15 protein-coding genes and 1 riboswitch are annotated in these 18,975 nt (G+C 44.4%); of the genes, 3 read left to right on the forward strand and 12 right to left on the reverse strand.

The window, feature by feature from the left end:
* Window positions 1–12: 12 nt before the first annotated feature.
* The 3 genes from MKX41_RS20005 to MKX41_RS20015 all read right to left on the reverse strand — a co-directional run bounded on the left by MKX41_RS20005 (window position 13) and on the right by MKX41_RS20015 (window position 3,744).
* Window positions 13–1,023 (reverse strand): ketoacyl-ACP synthase III, encoded by a 1,011-nt coding sequence (locus MKX41_RS20005; protein WP_340972779.1) that lies wholly within the window; start codon window positions 1,021–1,023, stop codon window positions 13–15.
* Window positions 1,024–1,155: 132 nt separating this feature from the next.
* Window positions 1,156–1,869: a hypothetical protein gene (locus MKX41_RS20010; protein ID WP_340972781.1), complete on the reverse strand. Its 714-nt coding sequence runs from the start codon at window positions 1,867–1,869 to the stop codon at window positions 1,156–1,158.
* Between the two features lie 477 nt (window positions 1,870–2,346).
* Window positions 2,347–3,744 (reverse strand): MATE family efflux transporter, encoded by a 1,398-nt coding sequence (locus MKX41_RS20015; RefSeq protein WP_042191684.1) that lies wholly within the window; start codon window positions 3,742–3,744, stop codon window positions 2,347–2,349.
* Window positions 3,745–3,904: 160 nt separating this feature from the next.
* On the opposite strand from MKX41_RS20015, the gene MKX41_RS20020 reads away from it, so the two are divergent.
* On the forward strand, window positions 3,905–4,786 hold the full coding sequence (locus MKX41_RS20020) for a helix-turn-helix transcriptional regulator (protein ID WP_340972782.1): 882 nt from the start codon (window positions 3,905–3,907) through the stop codon (window positions 4,784–4,786).
* 68 nt (window positions 4,787–4,854) lie between these two features.
* Here the strand turns inward: MKX41_RS20020 and MKX41_RS20025 are convergent, their stop codons facing one another.
* From MKX41_RS20025 to MKX41_RS20035, 3 genes are all read right to left on the reverse strand, one after another.
* Window positions 4,855–6,456: an extracellular solute-binding protein gene (locus MKX41_RS20025; RefSeq protein WP_445671320.1), complete on the reverse strand. Its 1,602-nt coding sequence runs from the start codon at window positions 6,454–6,456 to the stop codon at window positions 4,855–4,857.
* Window positions 6,457–6,531: 75 nt separating this feature from the next.
* Window positions 6,532–7,425, reverse strand: coding sequence for a carbohydrate ABC transporter permease (locus tag MKX41_RS20030; protein WP_042191692.1), 894 nt, complete (start codon window positions 7,423–7,425; stop codon window positions 6,532–6,534).
* An 11-nt stretch (window positions 7,426–7,436) separates the two neighbouring features.
* Window positions 7,437–8,315, reverse strand: coding sequence for an ABC transporter permease (locus MKX41_RS20035; RefSeq protein WP_143759548.1), 879 nt, complete (start codon window positions 8,313–8,315; stop codon window positions 7,437–7,439).
* Between the two features lie 500 nt (window positions 8,316–8,815).
* Here MKX41_RS20035 and MKX41_RS20040 point away from each other — a divergent pair, with 500 nt between their 5' ends.
* Complete coding sequence (locus MKX41_RS20040; protein WP_340972784.1) at window positions 8,816–11,050, forward strand: AraC family transcriptional regulator; 2,235 nt, start codon at window positions 8,816–8,818, stop codon at window positions 11,048–11,050.
* Between the two features lie 239 nt (window positions 11,051–11,289).
* Window positions 11,290–12,960 (forward strand): exosporium glycoprotein BclB-related protein, encoded by a 1,671-nt coding sequence (locus MKX41_RS20045; RefSeq protein WP_340972787.1) that lies wholly within the window; start codon window positions 11,290–11,292, stop codon window positions 12,958–12,960.
* Window positions 12,961–13,100: 140 nt separating this feature from the next.
* Here the strand turns inward: MKX41_RS20045 and MKX41_RS20050 are convergent, their stop codons facing one another.
* From MKX41_RS20050 to MKX41_RS20075, 6 genes are all read right to left on the reverse strand, one after another.
* Window positions 13,101–14,213, reverse strand: a complete 1,113-nt coding sequence (locus MKX41_RS20050) for a cysteine desulfurase family protein (protein ID WP_076285290.1) — start codon at window positions 14,211–14,213, stop codon at window positions 13,101–13,103.
* A 51-nt stretch (window positions 14,214–14,264) separates the two neighbouring features.
* Window positions 14,265–15,302: a tRNA 2-selenouridine(34) synthase MnmH gene (gene mnmH / locus MKX41_RS20055; protein ID WP_076285291.1), complete on the reverse strand. Its 1,038-nt coding sequence runs from the start codon at window positions 15,300–15,302 to the stop codon at window positions 14,265–14,267.
* A gap of 57 nt (window positions 15,303–15,359) precedes the next feature.
* Window positions 15,360–16,421, reverse strand: coding sequence for a selenide, water dikinase SelD (gene selD, locus MKX41_RS20060; protein WP_445671321.1), 1,062 nt, complete (start codon window positions 16,419–16,421; stop codon window positions 15,360–15,362).
* Between the two features lie 153 nt (window positions 16,422–16,574).
* Window positions 16,575–17,384 (reverse strand): alpha/beta fold hydrolase, encoded by an 810-nt coding sequence (locus MKX41_RS20065; RefSeq protein ID WP_076300380.1) that lies wholly within the window; start codon window positions 17,382–17,384, stop codon window positions 16,575–16,577.
* Between the two features lie 106 nt (window positions 17,385–17,490).
* A riboswitch (cyclic di-AMP (ydaO/yuaA leader) is annotated at window positions 17,491–17,675 on the reverse strand.
* 221 nt (window positions 17,676–17,896) lie between these two features.
* Window positions 17,897–18,070 (reverse strand): hypothetical protein, encoded by a 174-nt coding sequence (locus tag MKX41_RS20070; protein ID WP_170880375.1) that lies wholly within the window; start codon window positions 18,068–18,070, stop codon window positions 17,897–17,899.
* Between the two features lie 84 nt (window positions 18,071–18,154).
* Window positions 18,155–18,949, reverse strand: a complete 795-nt coding sequence (locus MKX41_RS20075) for a Nif3-like dinuclear metal center hexameric protein (protein WP_340972788.1) — start codon at window positions 18,947–18,949, stop codon at window positions 18,155–18,157.
* Between the last annotated feature and the right edge of the window lie 26 nt (window positions 18,950–18,975).

Genomic DNA, 18,975 nt, shown 5'->3' on the forward strand with positions numbered 1-18,975 from the left:
TACCTGAACAACTCACAATAAAGTTGGCTCCCCTACTTGCTCATCCAAGTTCAGCTCTACCAGTTGACCGGCCTGCGTCAGCCCCGCACCAAAGCCATACATCAGAATCTTGTGCCCGTTCTTTACTTTGCCTTCACGAATGCCCAAATCAAGAGCTAAGGGAATTGTCGCGGCAGAAGTATTGCCAAAATTCACAAGACTATGCAGCACTTGCTCCATCGGATAGTTCATACGCTCGCAAATCGGCTCAATCATTCTCATATTTGCGCTGTGTGGAATAAACCAATCGATTTGCTCCAGACCCACTTCTGCTTTTTCAAGCAGCTGCTGTACACCGAGAGGAACGGTTCTGACCGCCCAACGAAATACCTCGCGTCCGTTCTGTACGAGCATCTGTGTATCTACCAGTTCAATATTATTCACCGTATGGGCTAGACCCGTGCGATACACATGATGCGCGCCGCTGCCATCACTAGCTAGCTGAAAACCTAAAAATCCCGTCGATTGCTTATCACTCTCCACAAGCACTGCACCGGCCCCATCACCAAAAAGGATACATGTACTGCGATCAGTGTAATCTGTAATCTTGGAGATCGTATCCGCACCAATCACTAGAACCTTACGGTGCATCCCTGAAGCAACATAGCTATGAGCCGTATGAAGTGCATATACAAAACCCGCACAGGCTGCACTCAAATCCATAGCTCCAGCAGTCTGCGGAATATTTAAGCGATCTTGAATCAAAGAAGCTACTGAGGGAAAGGAAAAATCAGGTGTACTAGTAGCTACTAGGACCATATCCACATCCTCAACGCTTTTTCCATAACGTTTCATTAGATCCTGTACTGCGGCTACACATAAATCGCTTGTGTATTCATCCTGCCGACTAATTCTGCGTTCACGAATTCCAGTCCGCCCCACAATCCACTCATTATCAGTATCCACCATCTGCTCAAGATCGGCATTCGTCAGTCTTTTTTCCGGGACATAAGTTCCGATAGCTGTAATTTTTGCACCTGTCATTCCAATCACCTCTTCATTTAGTATCTGATATTAGTACTTGGTACTAATTATAACTCTACACCTGCTATAAAGTAAAGAAAGCCGGTAAAGCAGCATGGCTTCCCGGCACTATCAATACATATCTCGAACCACTTAAGCACGATTTACTTTACGGTGTTTTCTTTTTCTGACGAAAAATAGAATCGCAGCAATGATCACCACCACTAGGATGATTAACACAATCACTATATTCCATACATTTGGCACATAAAGCTGCATTTTGATCGGCTCCGTATCCCCCAGGGAAACATTCCAGGTAAGTGTTCTGCCTTCATCAACAGCTGCATTATTATCACCAATTAGATCTATTGGCAACGTTAGTATAAAATCAAATGCCAAGTTTTTCAGCACCGCCCGAATAATCGGCTTTGATAAACTCAATGTCCCCATGTTATCCATAATGGTATCCATATAACTATTAAATTGAGGCTGTGCCTCAACATCATACGTGGTATATAACAAATTCTTTTTAGTAACGAGCTGTAGATCCACAATATCCAGCCCCATAGAGGTTGAACCTATATCCTCAAATGAAGCGTAATTTTTCTGGATTTCATAGACTGTAGACTTACCTTCTTGTCGTTTTTCTAGCTGAATCCCTTCCTCCTTCAATTTATCTGTCAGACTCTTCTCCATTTTATCGCTGATCAATGCTTCTGTTCGGGAATCCAATTTCACATTCATTGCTAAATCTACGCTTTGATTCTTATTCACCGTGACGTGAACGGTACCATTAGAACATCCCGATATTAGTATCATCATTAAGAGCAGTGTTAGGATCGTCAAGCCTCTCCATTTTAACGGCATTTTCCTCAAACCCTTCAGTAGTATGTATTCATAAAACAGGTACCTATGCTCTAAAGGCTAACTCATTTATATCATAGAATCAAATTCTATATGAATGAATAATCAAATTTCAGAACCATCAAACTTAAATTTTATACTCGCACAAAAAAGAGGCTAACCCTTAAGTAATTATTTACTCATGGGTAGCCTCTCTCCAAAAACATCCCCCAACACCCACAGCTCGGTGGGCGATTGCGCAGCAGATGGGGATTGGTGCTGGGCGCACTTAAGGTGCTCAGTGGTGCTTGGAATGCTTGATGTTTGTTGTCGCTCGATGTTACTTGCAGTTCTCAAACTTTCTATTGGACTCCAGAGTCGCTATTTTCGAAAAAATGGCTCTTTTGGGCAACTATCGGACCCCAGAGACACTATTGCTATTGGTGCAAAAAGACATCATTACACTCCATTGCCCACCATGGTCGGCTTATAGAGTCCCGCTCATATAGTTAACGAAGTACTTCTTTTCCCGGCTCCATGTAGTGAGGCATTCCCTTCACTCAAACCGATATCCGCCTGACGGATAACTTTCCTCCCTCTCCAGCGCATTAGAACAAGCATCCCCCGCACAAATTCATCAGCAATCATACAGCAGTAGATCCCTGTGAGCCCCCAGCCTAAGCTGATTCCAAACCAGTAAGAACATCCCACTCCAATAATGGACATAGACACGATGGAAGTATACATCGTATAACGGGTATCGCCGATGGCGTTCAGCGCATTACCCATGCCCATATTCAACATTTTGCAAGGTTGCAGTAGGAGATTTAGGGCCAGTAGGGAAATCCCAATCGCAATAATCCGCGGGTCGGAAGTAAAATAACCTAGTAGATTCCTGCCGAAAAGAAATAGCAGTAACATGTTCGCTGATACAATAGCCAAGCCGATATACAGCGTGCGATATGCACTACGATAAGCCTCCTTCAGCTTCCCCGCCCCGAACAAATGCGCGATCTGTATCTGTCCAGCCAGCGCGATTGCATACCCTAACGTGAAGCAAAAGGACTCTAAGGTATTGAGATAAGTCCGTGCGGCTAACGCTTCAGCCCCCAGTGCGGCTAGAAAGGAATAGACAATCAACTGAGAGAACACCCAGCAGGAAGAATTAATCCCTAGAGGCCAAGCAATCCTTATAATTTCCTTGAATAGCTTGCCGTTGAATATACGGAAATCCCTAAGTCTAATCTTAATCTCGAAGGAACCTCTAAACATGGTATACAGCATGATCACACCGACCAGTCTACTGATAATACTTGAGATTGCGATTCCCGCAAGCCCTAGCTGTGGCAGACCGAACATCCCGAATATAAAGGTATAGTTCAGAATAATGTGAATGACATTTATGATGACCCCTGTGTACATTGGTCCTCTGGTGTTCCCTGTATTACGAATCGCTGTTCCAAGGGAAGCAATCATCCCCACCAAAAACAGACCGCCACCGACATACGAGATATAGATATTGGACAGTGATAATAGCTCAGGCGATATATTTAGAATCCCCGCTATTGGACCCGCATAGAAGAACAGGATGATACTCACGACAATACCAAGAATGAGACTAACCGATACGCCCATAATTGCAATCGTACGCGCTTCGCTGAATCGTTTTGAACCCATTCTTTGCGCGATTAGGATCCCCGCCCCGCCCGCAAAGGTGGTAAAAAGTGTGGTCAACGCACCGAACAATTGATTTGAAATGCCGACTACGGCGACTGCATCGTCTGAAATACGGCTGACCATGAGTGTATCTACCGTACCTAGCAGGGTCTGAAGAAACACCTCTATAAATATAGGCCAAGCCAATACCCATAGTCCAAAGCCCTGTCTTTCTTTTTTCACTAAATAAACCTCCCCTTAAACCAAACATGCATACTGGACCTATGAAACAGCATATTTTTTCTTTAGGTCAGACTAAATTATAGATGATATAATTTTGGTGATGGTACAGATTTCAAACCAATAATTTCATTATTTCAACCTCATAAAAGGAGATCTCTCCATGAACATTATTAATTTCACCGTCCCGCCAATGCCCTATTATATCGTAAGTGGATTGCACACCTTCTCACCAGGGCATTACCACATGAGCCGCCACAATATCAAGGTATTTGACTTACTTGTAGTCAAGCAGGGCTGCCTATATATGAATGAAGGAGGTCTTACCTTTCAGGTACGTGCAGGTCAGGCACTGCTTCTTCGTCCAGATAGCCATCATTTCAGTACGGACAGCTGCAAGGAACACACCTCTTATTACTGGCTGCATTTTCAGACAGTGGGCGATTGGAATATCTCCGAGGTTACGGCTACAGCACCAGAGACAGAACACAACAGAGTGGAGCATCCTCTTCATTCAGACGAATTTAATATACGCACTTTTACCTTACAGCTGCCCCAATATACCTCTCTGCTGCAACCGTCCAAGATGGAAGAACTGCTCTCGCAGCTGAATCAACTAGCGCCTAATTCCCATTTGAGCGATACTCCATTTCAGCAGCAGCTGCTATTCCAAGAGGTTCTCCAGCAATTATCTGCCTCTCTGCGCCATGAGCGTCCCTCTCCCTCCAAAATATGTGCAGAGCAAGCTGCCTCCTACTTGCGTAGTCATTTCCGTGAACGTATCACAGCACAGCAGCTAGGGGAGAACCTGAACTTTCATCCTGTATATATCGCTCGTTGCATGAAAAAGGAATACGGCTGTGCACCTATGGATTACCTGCTGCACTACCGAATTCAGCAGAGCAAGCTATTGCTGATGCAGACCAGTTACACGATTGCCCGGATCGCCGAGGAGGTCGGCTTCAATCAAGCGCCTTACTTCAGCTCCAGCTTCGTCCGTATTGAGGGAACCACTCCGCGGGAATTCCGCCAGCGCTTCTCGTAGTCTCCTAAAATACAAAAAAGGGATGCTCCCCGCCTTTATGGCTTAAGGAACATCCCTTGCTCTTTTTATTACAGACCCTTCCCCTGTACGTAAGCATTCCATTGCTTGATATATTCCGCCTGAATTTTCTCAAGGCCGGCTTGCTTAGCCTTCTCCATAAAGGTAGCTAGACCCGCATCAACATCCTCTACCAATCCGGCTTGCAGCGGATACAGGTATTGCTTTTCTACCTGTTCCAGCGCCGCTTTTTCAGCCTGATAAGAGGTGTAATCTTCTGCAAATCCTGTGAAGATATCCGGCTTCTGAATCTTATCAAGCTCAGCGAAAATCTCTTTGACGCCATCATAGGATTTGTCGAATAACATAAATTCCGGGTTCCGCCATGCCCAGCCGTTCATCCCTTCACGAGTGAAGCCGTTCGTAGAAGCATCTCCAATAAGCTCATAATAGCCGTTTGCATCAACCTTATAATTTTTTCCCTCAACACCGTATTGTGTCAGCTGGTTATAACGTTTATCCAAAACCATCTTCTCATAAAAGGCTAATGCACGTTCCGGGTTCTTGCTGCCCTTCGGAATAGCAAATCCATTATGAATAGGATGCACCGGTGTTGCGTAACCGATTGTTTGACCATAAGGATAGTAACCCAACTCCCAATCTGGATGAGCTGCTTTAACTTTCATCAGCGTATCGTTGAAGCGAGTCGGGTTATCACCGAATATGGATGCCGCTTTACCCGCAATAACCGGAGCCTGAAGAGTGTCCTTCACGTTCAATACATTTTTGGAGATTAGGCCTTTTTCCTGCCAACGTCTCATGGTCAGCAGTTCTTCTTTATGTTCCTCCGAGCCCCAGTAAAGATAAGCCTTCGAAGGATCGCTGTACTTGATTCCGATACCATAAGGCAGCGGACTTCCGACCATCGCGGTAAGTGTAGTGTAGACATCATGCAGATTACCCCTCACATCACTGTTAAAGGATGCCGGCGACATCTTCGGTTCATTCTTCTTGATCCCTTCCATATAAGCCTCATAGCTGGCCAGATCTGTTGGCTCAGGCAGATTGTATTTCTTACGCAGATCCTCACGCCATACGAAACCGTTAGTTACATATTCCTTATAGGTCGCGGGTACAGTGTAAATCTTGCCATCAATCTTAACTGCATCCCACATATCCTGCGGTACAAATTGCTGGAGCGCTGGAGCAGCCGTCGGCAGCAAATCATCTATAGCCAAAAAAGCTCCTTTTTTAGCATAAGCTTGATACTGTGTCCAATCCGCAGTAAAAATCAAATCAATCGATTGTCCAGAAGATAGTAGCAATTTGTACTTCTGATCCCAGTCTGTCCAAGTTGTATAGTTGAATTTAACGGTTGCATTCAGATCCTCTTCAGCCATCTTGTTAATTTCCGCTTCAACGCTCGAAAGATCCTTCGGGGCATCGCCCAGCATATAAAACTGCAGCTCTACCTTCTTCGATGTATCCAGCCCCGACTTCTCCTCAGTCTCAGCATTGGTGCTCTGAGCCGTATTCCCGCCGCTAGTACTCTCTTTTACCGCTGCATTTTCCCCGTTCGTGGAACTAGAATTCCCCCCACAGCCTGCCAGTAGAGCCAAGCTCAGTACTGACGTGAGCAGAATAGACATGCTTTTGCCCCGTAGCTTATTCATCTGAATCCTCCCTTTTCACTATGCTTCTATGTTAGCCGACTTTACCTAAACCCGGGTAGGGGTAAGGTTACGGTTCTAACCTTTTACAGCTCCGATGGTCAACCCTTTGACGAAGTAACGCTGAACGAATGGATACAGAAATAGAATTGGTCCAGTCACAACAATCGCCATGGCCATTTTGGTAGACTCAGCAGGGACTTCTGTAGCCAGAGACACCCCAGTTCCAGCGCCCATCTGTGCAATGAACTGCGCTGAATTGATAACATTGTACAGATAGAACTGCAGTTGATATTTATGGGTATCATTAATGAACAGTGAAGATGTGAACCAGTCATTCCAGTAATACAATGCAAGGAACAATCCGACTGTAGCAATCCCTGGCATGGAGAGCTTGAGGACGATCTGCCAGTAGATTCTGAAATCACCGGCCCCATCGATTTTCCCAGAATCAAATAGCTCCTCAGGGACTGCTGATTTAACGAAATTCTTCATTAAAATAATTAAGAACGGTGTCATCAGGCCTGGTAGCACCAATACAGCATAGGAATCCAGCAGACCGAGGTATTTAGTAATCATGATGTACCAAGGAACAAGTCCTCCACCAAACAAGGTCGTAAAGTATATATAGAAGGAAAAGGTATTGCGGTATTTGAAATCCTTGCGGGCCAGCACATAACCAGCCATCGTCATGAAGAAGAGTCCTAATGTCGTTCCCACTACAGTGGTGACGATGGTGACCGTGTAAGCACGCAGTACTTCATCCGGGAAAATGAACACCGTCTTGTAGCCTTCAAGAGAGAACTGCCCCGGAATCAGATGATAGCCATCCCGGATAATAGATTCATTGCTGGTTAATGATGCGGATATAATTAGCAGAAAGGGCAGCAGGCAAGCAACCGACAGTCCAATGATGACCACATAGGCGATTGCATGAAGCATCCGTGTATATTTATCCTTTTGAATTTTCATTTCTTGTCCTCCTAGAACAGGGCGTAGTCATCATTTATTTTGCGAATAATATAGTTAACCGTCATGATGAGGACAAAACCGAACAAGGACTGATAGACCCCGGCAGCAGTAGCCATGCCCACATCAAACGTTACTTTAAGCGAGCGATAGACGTAGGTATCGAGAATATCCGTCGTATTATAGAGAAGCCCGTTGTTTCCTATTAATTGATAGAACAGATCAAACTGCCCTTTCATAATACTTCCGAGCGCAAAGAGCAGCAGCACCACAAAGGTTGATTTCAGCATTGGCACTGTAATATACCAAATCCGTTGAAAAATATTAGCGCCATCGATCTTAGCCGCTTCATAATATTCATCACTGATCCCTGTAATCGCTGCTAGATAGATAACCATGCTATAACCGAGATTCTTCCATAGATAGAAGATAATAATTAGAAAAATCCAAGCCCAGGGTTTGCTGTAAACGTCCACCGGATCAAGCCCAAATTGTGTAAGCATTGTATTTAAGAAACCGCTGTCATAATTGAACAGGTTGTAGACAATAACACTTAGAATGACGAAGGATACGAAATATGGTAGAAACATTATCGATTGGCTAATCTTTTTAAACCATTTCCCATTCAGTTCACTTAAGAGAATCGCACAAGCAATCGCCAGTACATTCCCAAGTACAATAAAAGCGATGTTGTAACCTATCGTGTTCATCGTCAGCTTCACCAGTGTGCCGGATCTCCAGAGAAACTCGAAATTCTGCAAGCCGACGAACTTGGAATTAAACATACTGCTGTTGAAGTCAAATTGAGTGAACGCATAATAGATACCTACCATTGGAAAATAAGAATTCACTAAGAAAAAGATCAAGGTGGGCAGCAGCATCAGAAACATCATCCGATTGTGTATCAGTTCATAAATAAATCCCTTCTTCTTTCTTGTCGTCCGTAAGCGTGCTCTTCCATCGGCCTGGATGCCAAGTTCGACGGTTGAGATTCCTTTGGATGAGGTTTGGCTCAAGGTCTCTCACTCCCTTTAATGTAGAAACTGCATAATTCCACTATAGGGTGGTTCTTTTGAACACAGAAGTGAAGCTTCATAGCTTTCCTGCACAAACTGGAGAAATCGCTGTTGAACAATAAGGATGTTTATGAAGAAACGATGAATAGTGTTAATGCCAGTGTACATAGGGGAATGCACTCGAATATCCCGAAAATAATGATGATAAGTGCACAAATATTTATTTTCTTCACAGCTATATATTGGTAAAATACAACATTCTAGTGTTACTCCACTGTTCTGTTCACTCTAGGGCAATTATAATAAGAGGACTTCATATCTAGAGTTCATCCAGAGCCTTATCCAATAAGCCGCATATATTTCGGGGGAGGGCTATTATGAAGAATAATGATATACGGAGAAAAAGACTGCTGTATGGCAAGCTGCTAACAACGATTACACTATGTATTTCGTTAACTCTTCTGGTCTCTACAATCGTGTACTATACATACTACATCGGCGTCGAAAAGACTCAGACCTTCCGTTCCGATCTAAAAGATCTAACTCAGACTGGCAAAAAAGTAGTCAACATGGCTGAAGTAGCTCAAACGCTTTCATTTCAGCTATACAGGACCTCCACTATTTCCCATCTGTTGTTCTACAACAAACCTTCCATTTACGAGGTTACGGCTGCAATGTCGGATCTCGGAAACTATCTGAACTCCATGCCATACATTGAATCCATCTATGTTTATAATCCGAATAATGACACTATATATATCTCAGCGGCGCAAGGGCAGAATGGTGTGTACTCCACAGGAGAGTTAGAGGACACTGAAATCATACAAATGTTGAATCATTATCAGGATTACAAAACATTCACTCCGATCCCACGCACCTATTCCATCGGCGAACCCAAATCAGAAGCTATCGCTGTCTATACTTATCTCTGCTATGATGCGATCAACTGGGACCGTGCCATCAATTCTGCAGTTATTGTTAATATATCAGCAGCTTGGATAAACAAGGAGTTGGCTAACAGCAATACCGCCGGTAGTGGTAATACTTATCTTCTTGATGACCAAGATCGGTTTCTATCGGGGAACAAGCTGACATTGGAGAAGCTCTCGGGGGATGAAAGCAGTTGGATAGAGAATAAAGTTAAAACCCGCTCCGCAGGTTATTTCACAGCTCCTTTTAAAGGCCAGAAATCATTAGTGTCCTATACTTCACCAGATTCTCTTGGTTGGCAGTATGTTCGCATCACTCCTTATGATGTAATCACAGAACAGACTAAGCAAATCCGTAATACAACACTACTGATTTCTTTGATTATTTTAATATTCGGACTTATCATTTCTAGAATGCTGTCCAAACGCCTCTACCTTCCTATTGATTCCATTGTAAGCCGAATGAATAGCCTTGAAGCTGACAAGCGCAACAGTATGTTTACGATTAGACAGAATTCATTACGTAATCTTGTGCTCGGTATAAAAGCCCCCCACAGCAGTCGGCCTAGTGATTTCGAGCAACTAAGTATTGCTTTCAACTTAAACGAAGGTTATCGGCTTGTATTGCTGCGTATTGATGAATACAATACCCTGCGACAAGAGCGAGGTGCTTATCTACTAGCATACAAGTTCGCGATCATGAATATCGCTTCGGAAATTTGCGGTCAGACTTATCAAGTGGAAAGCGTAGATATGAACGATGATAGTGTTGTTATGCTGCTTAGCAGTATGACGTCCACTGAACATCTCGATTCGGAATTAATCGAAGTGTTGCTAAGGCAAATCCGTGTGGCTTGCTGCGATTATCTGAAAATAGGATTATCGCTAGTGTACAGTCCCGTTAGTGATAATCCAGATCGATTGAACCGCCTATATAACCAGGCCAAAGAAGCTTCTAAACATAGACTTTTTTATGGGCATGGTTGCCTAATCAACGCGGAGAAGATTAACGAATTGCAGAATAACCTATACTCTTACCCTGCGGATAACGAGAAAAAGCTGGTCGATGCCCTCACCAGTAGTAGAACAGACGAAGCTCGTAGCCATTTCTCTGACATCGTGCGCGAATTGGACCAATACCCCTACCATGTACTAGAACTAACGCTATCCAGGGTGACGCTAACGATTAAGAGAATCATCGATAATATCAAAAAGCTCAGCTCTACATCTGTGGAAGATATCCTCAAGATACCTTCACTTGAGAATTACGAGACGATGAAGGAGCTTGAAGAAGCTTTTTACCAACTCTTCGATGATATTCAGGAATTACAGGTCGATAAACGTAGCTCTAAGCAAAGTGATCTGATCCGTCAAATTAACCAAAAAATCAATCAATCTTACACGGACCCCAGCCTGGGCCTGAACCAGATTGCTGATGAGCTTAACCTGTCACCTATATATGTCAGCCGTCTTTATAAGCAGCAAACAATGACAGCTATTGTGGATGTCATCATGGATGTACGAATGCAGGAAGTATGTCGCCTCTTGAAAGAGAGCGATCTGTCCGTATCGGATATTGCTGAAATGACCGGTTTCACGAGCAGTTCTTATCTCCATCGGATGTTCAAACGCAACTTCAGCATCACGCCGATGGAATACAGGCGTTCTAATACTCGTTCATAAAACTGAAGGCTGAGTGAGAATGCGAACGGAGTACAGATCAATAACACTACTAAACTACTCTATCAAAAAAAGGCAGGCTACTGTATTAGCGGTGGCTTGCCTTTTTAATGTAGGTTCATGTGTATTGACTTCCAGAGCGATTACTGTAACAACTTCAGCTTCTCTGAATATGCTGATTGGGCAGGTTCCCAATTTTTAAAGGTATGAAAAGGAGAAGCTCAAGGAGGAGATACAGAAGCATGTCGGATCATTATCATAGACCATTCAAAGGTGACGCTATCCTAAACAAACAAGGAAGAATAAGCAGTCCTGTTAGAAAAAGAGAGTGTGCTGCACTATTAAAAATAGTCACAGAGCTTGCTATAGTGGTACCTCCCGCACTTACGAATCCCACTACACTTCATATTTCCAATCTTCAAAGAGTGTTAAGAGAGCTCATGGAATTCTTGCATGAGGCTAGGATATGCAGCCCTTTTAGAACGGAGCTTCTTTCTGTAGTAGAAATAACTATTGTATCTACTGAGGTCAGTCCCTTCTCCGTCGTGAGCGTGGGTACTAATCTTCAACAGCTGTTAGCCGAGTTATTATCTTTTATCCTCGCCACGAAGATTGACCCTCATTGCAAAGATCAGTTGGTAATTCAAATCAGACATATTCAAGCTTCTATTTCACAAGCGCTTGGCTTACCTATTAAAGGTGCGACGGGGCCACAAGGTCCTCAGGGACCCCAAGGACCTCAAGGGCCTCAAGGATCTCAGGGACCCCAAGGGCCTCAAGGACCTCAGGGTCCACAAGGAGCCACTGGTGCAGGGCTGCAAGGTATTGTAGTCTTTAATCCGGCACAAAGCCCATTATATCCAGCGGGTCAAGTAGTAACCTTTAATGGCAGCACTTATATAGCTACTGTTGCCGGACCCAAAGGAACACCAGGTAGTTCATCAGATTATTTACTAATTGCTGGTGGAGCAACAGGTGCGACTGGTCCGCAAGGACCTCAAGGGGCGCAGGGTCCTCAGGGTCCTCAAGGTCCTCAAGGTCCTCAAGGAGAATATGGTGTTGGCGGGACAGGCGCGACGGGTGCGACTGGGGCGCAAGGTATACAGGGACCTCCAGGTCCTGGACCGACGGGCGCTACAGGTACTGCCGGACTTGCTGGACTGACAGGCGCTACAGGTACAGCTGGAATTGCTGGACCGACAGGTGCTACAGGTACTGCGGGGCTGGCTGGCGCGACGGGTGCGACAGGTACTGCTGGAATTGCTGGGCCGACGGGTGCGACAGGTACTGCCGGGCTTGCTGGAGCTACGGGGGTTACGGGTACTGCCGGACTTGCTGGTCCGACTGGTGCGACGGGGGTTACCGGAGTTACAGGAGTTACTGGGGCAACCGGTGATGGCGCAATCATTCCACTGGCATCTGGTGGACCAATTATTATGACCACGGTTTTAGGTGGTTTGGTGGGAACAACAAGCCTTATAGGCTTCGGAAGTTCAGCCACAGGCATTTCTCTTGTTGGTGGAAATATAGATTTGACAGGTACTGTTCTTGGACCTCTTATCAACTTTGCAATGTCCGTTCCTCGTTCAGGAGTGATAACATCTATTGCTGCATACTTCAGTAATACCATTGCTTTATCGCTTCTTGGTACTACGATAAATGTAACAGCGCAATTGTACCAATCGGCCACACCAAATAACACATTTACTCCTATTCCAGGTGCAATAGTACCACTTCCATCTATCACTGGTACTATTAATTTAGGAACTTTTGTCAGCGGAATTACGAATGGTATCAATTTTGCTGTAACACCGCAGACACGTCTACTTATGGTATTCTCAGCCACTGCTACAGGTCTTACCCTTGTAAATACAGTCACTGGTTATGCAAGTGCAGGCTTTACTATTGTATAATCACTAACACAAACAAAAGCATCTGCCCTCCCCACTAAAGGAGTAACAGATGCTTTTGTTATAATATTCGATTAAAATTTCTTAATCTTTCGATCCGGAGAGACGCTATTGAGCAAACTTAGCTATCCCTGGCAATCCACTCACAACAAATACTCTTTCAGCTTACCGATAACCTCATCGATCTCCGCTTTAGTCGTATACCGTCCCACACTAAAACGAACCGCTCCCTGCCCAATACTTGCTGAGACATTCATTGCCTTTAGAACAGGTGAAATCAATGTTTCTCCAGAATGACAAGCTGAGCCTGTTGAGGCAGCCACATCTTCCAGCGAAGCAATCACTTCGTGACCCACCGCTCCAAGAAAACTAACGTTAAGCGTGTTGGGCAATCGCTTATGCCTATGACCATTCAGGTGAATTCTGTCGCCAAATGCCTTCTGCAATCTATCGTAGAAATAATCCGCTACTTCTTTCACACGCTCTCTGGATGCAGAGTCCGAAGCAAGCTCACAGGCTTTTCCTAATCCAATAATATAAGGGGTGTTTTCCGTTCCGGCACGTCTCCCCTGCTCATGCCCTGCTCCGTGAATTAATGGCTCGATGTGAATGCCCTCTCGGATGTACAATGCTCCAATCCCTTTTGGCGCATATAATTTATGGCCTGCCAGCGTTAGAAAATCCACCCCTAACTCAGCCACATCAAGCTCTACTTTTCCAGCGGACTGCGAAGCATCGGTATGTACAAGGACACCCCGTTCATGGCAGACCTCAGCTATTTCTTTGATCGGCTGAATCGTGCCCGTTTCGTTATTAGAGTGCATAATGGAGACTAGTATAGTTTGGTCTGTAAGCTGATTTTTCACATCATCTACCTGCACCGTTCCATACGCGTCAACAGGTACATAAGTAATCGTGTAGCCCAACTGCTCCAGATACTGACACGGTTTAATTACCGCAGGATGCTCCACAGCAGACACAATAATGTGATTGCCTTTATGTCGATACGTTTGGGCGACGCCCTTGATGACGGTATTATTCGACTCGCTGCCCCCGCTTGTAAAAAGCACCTCACCCGGCGTACAATTCAGGAAATTAGCCACCTGTGTTCTTGCTCGCTCGATTCCGACTTTAGCTTTTTGTCCCAAAGAATGACTGCTTGAAGGATTGCCAAAATGACCATAAAGATAAGGAATCATAACCTCTGCTACTTCCTTATCTACAGGTGTTGTAGCGTTATAGTCTAAATAGATCATTTGTTAAGCCGAGCCTCCTCTAAACCCCTCATACTTTACGATACATAAAGCTTATACCTTCTGATTACTTAAAAAAGAGATTACCGCAGCCTCAGCTTCATCCAAATTGTTCACCTTAAAGGTAACTCTCTCAATGCCTTCATACTGAGTAGACGTATAATCGTATTTAGGATCATAGTAGTATTCTAACAGCAGCGCAACAGCCTCTCCGAACATATCAGCTTGCAAGCAACGCTCGATTTCCGCCGCAATGGGGATATGAATTCGCGATTTGATACTTCGAAATGCTGAAATGCACTGTTCTTTATATTCTTCTGGTCGATAATCCTCAAGGATTTGCTGCACTCTGGCTTGTAGTGGCATCTCAATCCAAATTTGTGTTCCAATCTCCTTCTGCTCGGCCATGAATGGGGGCATTACGACCTTCCCAATCTTTTTGCTCTCCGCTTCAAACAGTACATAAGGAGCATCCCCAAGCTTAATTAATTCCTCCATAAGAAGACTATCGAACGTTTTTTGATTGTTTGCATGAAGTCCGATCTCGCCAAAGATAGAACCGCGGTGACCTGCCATTCCTTCCAAATCCAAAACAGGATAGCTCTGTGCCTTCAGGCGGTGCAGCAGGTTTGTTTTACCTGTACCCGTATTTCCATGAATGACATAAGGCTTCGCCTTGAATTCATAGGACTCCAGTTCATCGAGTACCCATTTACGGTAAGCTTTATAGCCGCCAATCAATCGGTAAGCGTGAATATCCATTAAAGAAAGTACGGTCGCAGTTGTACGGCTGCGCATACCTCCCCTCCAGCAGAATACAGCCTTGTCCCCTTGAATCGCAGCAAATTCTTTGACAAAGGAAGGTAGCTTCGCAGCAGCAATCTCCAAACCGCGTTCTTTCGCAGCCTGCACACTTGTCTGTTTATACAACGTACCTACTTCAGCCCGTTCCTCATCATCAAAAAAGGGAATATTCAAGCTATCCGGCAGCGTTGCATCTTTATATTCAGAAGGAGATCGAACGTCGATAACGGTGATCTGCTTCTTATTCTTTAACACTCTTAGTTCTTCCAATGTAATATCCTGAAACAATGCGCTCTCTCCTCTGGTGGCTAACTTCTTAGGTCGCCTCTAAGCTGAACTCCAGCGTTATTGCGCAGCTATAACTGCAATCTGACCCGGATGCTCTTCCGTTACCTCTCCGATCAATGCTGCTTCTACACCTGCATCTACTAACTCTTTTAGCAAATCCTCACTTTGTTCAGGAGCAACAGAGATCAGCAATCCACCGGAAGTCACAGCATCACACAGAATATAGCGGCTTAATTGGTCCATCTCTTCCGGATAAAGAATACTGCCCTCCAAATGAGCAAAGTTATTCTTAGTGCCGCCTGGAACAAAGCCCTGCTCCGCGAGCTCTCTTACTCTTGGCAGCATCGGTACATCGCCTTGACGAATAATCAGTCCGTGATTGCTCCCTTTTGCCATTTCCGAGGCATGTCCAAGCAACCCGAATCCGGTAACATCTGTACAAGCATGTACATCATAGGGCTCCATGATTTCTGCCGCTTTTTTATTCAGTGTAGACATGACTGTCGTAAGGCGTGTAGTTTCTTCTGGGGATAGCTGATCCTTTTTAATAGAAGTCGTTAAGATGCCCACACCGATAGGTTTAGTCAAAATCAGCTTGTCTCCTGCCTGCGCACCTGCATTCGTTCTTACTTTGTCCGGATGCACAAGGCCCGTAACGGCCAATCCAAATTTAGGCTCTTTATCGTCGATGGAATGTCCGCCCACAAGCGTTGCTCCTGCTTCCTGCACTTTTTCTGCTGCACCGCGCAAAATGTCACCGAGAATGCTTTTGTCCAAAACAGAAATAGGGAAGGCCACAATATTAAGCACTGTAAGCGGCTTGCCGCCCATAGCATAAATATCACTTAACGCATTAGCTGCTGCAATTTGCCCAAAGGAATAAGGGTCGTCCACGATCGGCGTGAAAAAATCAACAGTTTGCACTAACGCTAGATCATCACTTAATCGATATACCCCAGCGTCATCACTGGTATCCAGACCTACAAGTAGATCCGGATTAGGAACGGTTGGTGGTAGACTGCGAATAACCTGCATGAGATCGGCGGGACCGATTTTGCAGCCGCAGCCCCCTTTTGAAGATAATGAGGTCAATTTTATGGTTTCGGCTTGAGACATCATGACTCAGCTCCTTTAGATAGTTAATATCGAATATCTTTAATCTTACATCAGTAGACAGCATTGTACAAAATACAGACATACAGAAGAACGCCCCGTAGCCAGTACATACTCCCCGGCTATGGGACGCCCCTCATTTCTCACTTACCACTAAGATCAACTAATCTGCTGAGTTTCCTGCTGTTTCTCCAAAAACCGCTGAAGTATAGCATTAAATTTCTCCGGCTGACACAGATTACTAGGATCTAATGCGTTAGGGATGATCACTAACTGAGCATGTGGCAGCTGAGACACCATATCCTTCATACAATTAACTCCAAATTCACTAAAGTCACCTACAATACATAAGGCGGGACGCTTAAAAGACTTTAAGCATCTAGTGTAATCCACATGGCTCGTAGCCAGCCTTTGCCGATACAATTCCCGTGGACGTTTATCGAGAAGTCCTCTTCTAATCTCGTTATAAGCCAGATTCCAGCGTTCCCGGTACATCATACGAATCGAAGGCAGTACAAGCTCACTTGGAGCGTAATACATTAACCAGCTACAATAAGCAGCCATAAGCTGGATTTTACCGATTATCGTTGACGCCTGACTTCTACAAAAGCTATCCGCGACAACAATCGCTTTTACTCGCTCTGGATATTGTTTCGCAATATGCTGAACGACGAGCCCCCCATAGGCACTCCCAACAAAAACAGCCTCACGAATACCCAAATCATTTAATAGCATTATTATATCTAGACATTGGGTTTCAATAATCTCGTTTGGGGCCTGCAGTAATTCACCTGATTTGCCATTCCCCCGTAAATCACACAGAATCACTTTATATTTATCAGAAAAATACTCTAATTGTGGCTTGAACATACTATGTGTTAATCCATGTCCATGGATAAACACAACCGGAGTCCCTGTTCCATTGATTTCGTAATAGAGCGAAGTTCCATTCAGTTTAGCAATAGGCAAAGTTAACACCTCTTTCATAGATAGGTTCTACAACTATATCTGCTTTTTAACGCAGCAAAAAACCACAGAGGGATTCTCTGTGGCTATTCATCATCAAATACGCCATTCATCCTCTCTCCATACGCTTACGAGGTTAGCTGTCGGATTCGGGCAGTGAGAGTTGCCCTACCTGCATGGATGCATTTATGCACCTGGAACAGGATTCACCCCATAACTAGTACCGATTGTTACACTGGTTCCCAGTTGTTGGTTCCCCCGCTTTCCTTAACGGAAATTAAGCGGACTTCTTATGTAATTGTCAGTTATGTGATGAATCATACTCCGTGTAAGGTTTCTTGTAAAGTTGAGCCGTGGGCAAAATAATGTTGAAAGCCATGCTTTTCATTTCATATTGAGCATACACTTCGTTTTCTCTTTCTTTTACTCTTGTTTACTCAATATATCTAAAAAAAGCCGAGCGGCCATCAGAAATCAATCCCTGAACCACTCGGCTTCGTTATACAATCATATGGCTACAACAGATCGGCGTTTTTCAATGCATGCTCCCAGCTCGGAAAAAAGAACAGCGCACTTCTCATAAGATCAGGATCGCTTTGCTTCACTTGTTTTTTGCTGATCGAGCTTCCATCGGTTTGAAGCTTTTTGATACGACTTAACACTTCATCAGCCTCCAAAGGAATTTCCATTGAAGCACTCCTTTCTCAGTGACCTGGTTTCCAATCATTTTCTCCATAATATGCAAATTTATTCTTCATTTCGGTTTATACGAATTAAACCAGCTGATAGACCGGTTGTTCAGCAATAAAATAAGTGGGAATAATTGGGTATTTATGTGCCAGAACTTCAGCTAAATATTTCATTCCTGGAGCTTCACTTTCCGCATGACCTAACATAATCAGCGCTTTTGATCTGCCTTGGTGGACAGCATCCCTCACATATTCTGGAGTTTCCCATTCGGGGCCCTCGCCAGCAATAATTAAATCAAGATTGTGCTGATTAAAAAGAGGAATAGCCATCGTCCCACCTCCTCTGTAACCTACTAATATCCCCACATGTCTGCATATCTGGGATAGGTCTCCGGCAGCACGTACATAGGAGATGCCTAGCTTTCTTTTTATATACAGAGCCGCTTCACTTACCGTCATAGCTGGAATCGATAGGATTGTAGCAGTGGATTGCTGCTCAACCACATAGGCTGACCATTCAAGCTCTCGTAGCAAGCCCACCATGATCCCATCCGGTTGATGCCGATGCCAATAATCATGATAACGAAAAATAGCCAGTTCAGAACGCTCAATCAAACTCCGTTTCGCGCGAGACACAGGGTCATCCTTTAACCACTTGCTCGTCTCATGATGACTGTAAAACACACCTTCATGTGTGATCAACAAATTGGCGTTCATAGCAATCGTTCGTTCTACAACATATTGCGTAGCGCAAAATGCCGTAACCATCCCTGTAATCACCATTTTTGGATTCCCCGGCTTAAGAGTATCCACAGTCCCATCTATCTGTTCCATAGCTCCTATTAAATCTTCCAGAATCGTTCTAATTGTCACGCTCACTTTAATCCGCCCTTTGAGATCTATTC

This window comes from Paenibacillus sp. FSL R5-0475, from assembly GCF_038004585.1.
Lineage (GTDB): Bacteria > Bacillota > Bacilli > Paenibacillales > Paenibacillaceae > Paenibacillus_AQ.